A 1,707-nucleotide genomic window follows, 5' to 3' on the forward strand; every position below is an offset into this window, starting at 1 on the left:
CGTAAGTCTCAAGAAATACGGAAGAAAGGCAAAGGCAGCCGCTGACGACTCGGCATAATTCGGTTGTCGGCATGATGGCGCTTATGCCGCGCGCGGCATAATCGTCACACCATGGCCGTGCACCGCCTCGTCGCCTGGTACCGCGAGGGCGCCGACGTACAACGGCTGTTACCGCAACTGGCGACCTATCTGGGGCATGTCGATGTCGCGGCCACCCAGCGCTATCTGACGATGACGCCAGCATTGCTGGATGCGGCGAGTCGTCTCTTTGAGCGCTACGCCCAGCCAGAGGTGGATCATGAATGACACCGCTCTGTTGGGACCCTGGGTGCGTCGTTTCCTGCTTGAGCATCTTATCGTCGAACGGAATCTATCGCGCCAGACGCAGTTGAGCTACCGGGATGCACTGCGCCTGCTGCTGCCTTTCGTCGCCGCACGCTGTCATCAATCCCTTGATCGTCTGAGCGTGGAAGCGGTCAGCCCGGAGTCTGTGCGCGCCTTCCTGCAGTCTGTCGAGGACACGCGTCATTGCACGAGCGCCACACGTAATCAGCGCCTAGCGGCGATTCGCGCGTTCGCCGGCTTCGTGGCCGAGTACAGTCCGGAACATATTGCCTGGTGCGGAGAAATCCGCTGTATTCCTTTCAAGAAAACCGCTCAACCGGCTGTGCCTTATCTGGAAAAACCGGAAATGGATGCCCTGCTCCGGGCGCCGGATCGCACGACTCACCAAGGGCGGCGCGACTATGCGCTGTTGCTCTTCCTGTTCAACTCTGGGGCAAGGGCGAGCGAGGCGGCCGGGCTGACGATTGCCGACCTCGACTTGGCTCAACCCTCGGCCCGGTTGCTCGGCAAAGGCAACAAGATCCGCTTTTGCCCGCTTTGGTCGACGACCGTGCAGACGCTCGCGCCCATGGTGGCGGAACGCGCGCCGACCGAGGCGGTGTTCCTTAACCGATGCGGCCGATCGATCACACGCTTTGGCATCCACACGCTGGTGGAGCGTTGCGCCCAAAAAGCAGCAGCCGAACTCCCTTCGCTGGCGAGCAAGCGCGTCAGTCCGCACTCGATTCGCCATACCACCGCCGTCTTTCTCCTGCGCGCCGGCGTGGATATCAATACGATCAGGGCTTGGCTCGGGCATGCCTCGATCAACACCACGCACGTCTATGCCGAGTTCGACCTGGAGATGAAGGCCAAGGCGTTAGCAAAATGCGACCTCACAGGCAATACGATACCTGGGAAACATTGGGCTGACGACGCCTCCTTGATGGCATTTCTCCAATCGTTGTAGGCTTTGTTTATGTGGCGCCCGGGCTGCCCGTAGATCAGTATCTGTGGCCTCTGCGCGACGGGACGCCACATAACAGGCAACGCCACATTACGTACATTATGTGGCGCGCCACATAATATTCGGTAACACTCCAAGTCCGGTTCTGCGAGGAGCCGGGAACAAACCGCTGCATGGCCGAGATATTGTGGCACCGCCGGGAAACCAGGCGGCAAACAGAGAACACCAACTTCGGCCTAAACGGCGGCAAGGACCCGGCTTACTCTCCGGTTCTGAGGTATCCCCACAAATCCGGCCACCCCGCAGTCACTCCGCAAGCAGTGCATCATGGTCATTCGAGACCCATTGATCCAGCTGTCCGATGGCGTCGACCAGCTCGGCGACGCTCGCGCGGCAATTCTCCAACGTCAGCAGCA

General features: G+C 60.3%; 2 protein-coding genes. Both read left to right on the plus strand.

The window, feature by feature from the left end; translation table 11 throughout:
- The first annotated feature begins 111 nt into the window (after positions 1-111).
- Positions 112-306: a site-specific integrase gene (locus G3446_RS26570; protein ID WP_209262655.1), complete on the plus strand. Its 195-nt coding sequence runs from the start codon at positions 112-114 to the stop codon at positions 304-306.
- Positions 299-1,294 carry a tyrosine-type recombinase/integrase gene (locus G3446_RS26575; RefSeq protein ID WP_164456662.1) on the plus strand — a complete coding sequence of 332 codons (996 nt, stop codon included), beginning with the start codon at positions 299-301 and terminating at the stop codon, positions 1,292-1,294. The genes G3446_RS26570 and G3446_RS26575 overlap by 8 nt, the downstream gene beginning before the upstream one ends.
- Positions 1,295-1,707: the final 413 nt, after the last annotated feature.

It is taken from the genome of Thiorhodococcus minor (assembly GCF_010820565.1).
GTDB classification, from domain to species: Bacteria; Pseudomonadota; Gammaproteobacteria; order Chromatiales; family Chromatiaceae; genus Thiorhodococcus; species Thiorhodococcus minor.

Bases quoted from the DNA above. Each gene is read 5' to 3' on its own strand.
- G3446_RS26570 (WP_209262655.1), top strand. From the start codon at position 112: ATGGCCGTGCACCGCCTCGTCGCCTGGTACCGCGAGGGCGCCGACGTA.
- G3446_RS26575 (WP_164456662.1), top strand. From the start codon at position 299: ATGAATGACACCGCTCTGTTGGGACCCTGGGTGCGTCGTTTCCTGCTT.